The organism is Paraburkholderia sp. (assembly GCF_036488795.1).
In the GTDB taxonomy this organism is placed as follows: Bacteria; Pseudomonadota; Gammaproteobacteria; order Burkholderiales; family Burkholderiaceae; genus Paraburkholderia.
Genome location: NZ_DASXHA010000069.1, coordinates 1 through 2,847, shown reverse-complemented (window position 1 = coordinate 2,847; position 2,847 = coordinate 1). Strand labels below are relative to the sequence as shown.

Sequence of the window (2,847 nt, the reverse complement as noted above, 5' to 3'; positions counted from 1 at the left end):
TGGAAGTCCACTACGATGAAGGTGTAGCGAACCACATCGGCCCCGAGTCATGCGTGTCGTACCGCGAGGTGCAGCACGAAGCGTTGACAGGGGTACGCATAGGCCAGCTATTGAGCCACGACAGAGTTCTAGTCCCGGGTGTCGATGGTGCTGGAGATCCGCACAAATCTGGCGGCGTCAGGTTGACGGCGGCGTTACATAGGCATAGGCGGAGATAAGACGCGGTGCTGTTTGCCTTGGGGATACCGGGCTAAGACTGAAGAGGAGTTGACGCGGGGTGCGTCGAAGGGAGCCCGTAGGGCGACTGGAGACGCACCCCGCGTCGCGTCGCGCGAACAGTCGGGCACGTGGTAGAAAGGCGGTTCGCCGAAGAAACAACAGGCGCGGCATCGGTCATCAAGACCTCGCGAGTCCAACCGATGCCGCGCCCACACTGAGTCCGGATGTCAGATCCGGCGCACCTGTGCGCGTCAAGTATTGCATGGCAGGTGCGGTCTGTCGATGGTCTTCGGCGTTCATCAAGGAGCGCCGATGCCCAGAGGAAATCCCCGTGGGTTGCAGCCCACGGGTCGCCTGTTTGTGTGCGCCCTTTGCCGGGCGCAGGTCTTCATTTGCCGTCGTTGTGATCGCGGCAATCGCTATTGCCGTGATTGCGCCCGAGAAGCGCGTCGTGCCAGCGTGCGCGAAGCGGGTCGACGCTACCAGCGCGGCCGTCGTGGGCGCTTCGCTCATGCGGCGCGAGCCCGACGCCACCGGTCGCAACGCAAAATCGTGACGCATCACGGTTCACCTACTCCCTCTTCGAATGATGTACTGCGAGCGGACCTGACGACAGGCGCCGCCGTTGCAGTTCAATTCGATGATCGTGCAACGGCGGCGCCAGCGACGGCGGCGTCAGCAAGGCCGCGCTGTCACTGTTGTGGCGGCTTGCTGCCGCCGTTCGTGCGTACCGGCTTTGTGCGTCGTCGAGGTCCGCGTCGTGTTTATTGTTTCGATCGCGGAGACATTCCTGATGACCATCAAAGCTGAACTGGAGGCGCAGATCCTGCGTCTCTATCACGTTGAAAAGTGGCGCTGCGGCACCATCGCGAAGCAGTTGCGCGTGCATCGCGAGACGGTGCAGCGTGTGCTCGCGCATGCGGGGCTGCCAAGGCACGGACCGCCGCCGCGCCCTTCAATGATTGAGCCGTACCTGCCGTTCATCCAGCAGACGCTGGAGAAGTTCCCGACGCTGACGGCCAGCCGCCTGTACTCGATGGTACGCGAGCGCGGCTACAAGGGCGCGCCGGACCACTTCCGGCACCTGATTGCGCAACGCCGTCCGCGTCGGGCGGCCGAGGCCTTCCTGCGTCTGCGCACGTTGCCGGGAGAGCAGATGCAATGCGACTGGGCGCATTTCTCTCACATGGAAATTGGTCGGGCCCGGCGCCCGCTGATGGCCTTCGTGATGGTGCTTTCGTACTCACGCGACCTTTATCTGCGCTTCTTCCTCGATGCCCGGATGGAGAACTTCCTGCGTGGTCATGTCGGCGCGTTCACCCACTGGGGTGGCCTCGGAAAGGTCATTCTTTACGACAATCTTAAAAGTGCTGTGCTCGAGCGTCAGGGTGATGCGATCCACTTCAACCCGAGGCTGCTCGCATTTGCCGCGCATTACCGGTTCGAGCCCCGACCGGTGGCGGTTTACCGCGGCAACGAAAAAGGCAGGATCGAACGGGCAATTCGCCATATACGCGATGCGTTCTTCGCGGCGCGCACCTTCACTGATCTCGATGATCTGAACGCACAGGCTGAGCACTGGTGTCGTACCCAGGCGGCCGATCGTCCATGTCCGGAGGATCGCGCCATGACGGTACGCGAGGCCTTCGCAAAGGAGCAGCCGTTGCTGCTGCCGCTGCCGGAGAACCCATACCCCGTGGAGGAGCAGCTCGAGGTCAGGGTCGGCAAGACGCCGTACGTGCGCTTCGATTTAAACGACTACTCGATCCCTCCCGCGCATGTACGTCGCACGCTGACGGTACGCGCCGATCTGCAGCAGGTGCGTGTGTTCGACGGCGTCCAGGTGATTGCCCGCCATCCCCGCAGCTATGACCGCGACGCGCAGATCGAACTGCCCGGGCACATCCATGAACTCAAGGAACGCAAACGCCAGGCGAGCCAGCATCGCGGCGTCAACAGCCTGACGAAGGCCGTGCCGGCCAGCCAGTTACTGCTCACGCGCGCGGCTGAGCGCGGCGCGAACCTCGGCGCGCTCACGAACGGGTTGCTGCGCCTGCTCGAGCGTTACGGCGCGGCCGAACTGCAGGCCGCAGTGGAGGACGCGCTCGTGGCAGGCGTACCTCACACCAACACCGTGCGTCTGGCGCTGGAGCGCCGGCGTGCCGGGCGCGGTGAGCCGCCTCCGGTCGCGATGAGTCTGCCCGAGCACGTGCGGCGCAAGGACACGCCGGTGCAGCCGCACCGGCTCGACAGCTACGATCAACTAACCACGGACAATGGTGACCATGAACGCGAAAACCACTGATATCCTGCTCGCACGCGCGCAGACGCTGCGCCTGAACGGTCTGGTCGGGCACTGGTCCGAAGTAAGCGGCGCTGAATGGGTCGCTCCGCTTATCCAGTGGGAAGAGGACGAGCGCACCCACCGATCCCTGCAGCGGCGCATCCGCGCCGCGAAGCTGGGTGACTTCAAGTCGCTGGACGACTTCGACTGGCAATGGCCCAAACGAATCGATCGCGTGGCCGTCAATGAACTGATGTCGCTGGAGTTCGTCAGGGAGGCAACCAACGCCGTGTTCATCGGCCCGAACGGTGTTGGCAAATCGACGCTGGCGCAGAACGTGGCTC

The 2,847-nt window shown here is 63.6% G+C and carries 2 protein-coding genes; both read left to right on the top strand.

The features are described 5' to 3' along the window. Positions 1-844: 844 nt before the first annotated feature. Positions 845-2,524, top strand: a complete 1,680-nt coding sequence (gene istA, locus VGH41_RS09475) for an IS21 family transposase (protein WP_422662217.1) — start codon at positions 845-847, stop codon at positions 2,522-2,524. Then, positions 2,505-2,847 (top strand): ATP-binding protein (locus tag VGH41_RS09470; protein WP_331597130.1); only part of this gene is annotated, 343 nt, incomplete at its 3' end. The genes istA and VGH41_RS09470, both read left to right, overlap by 20 nt.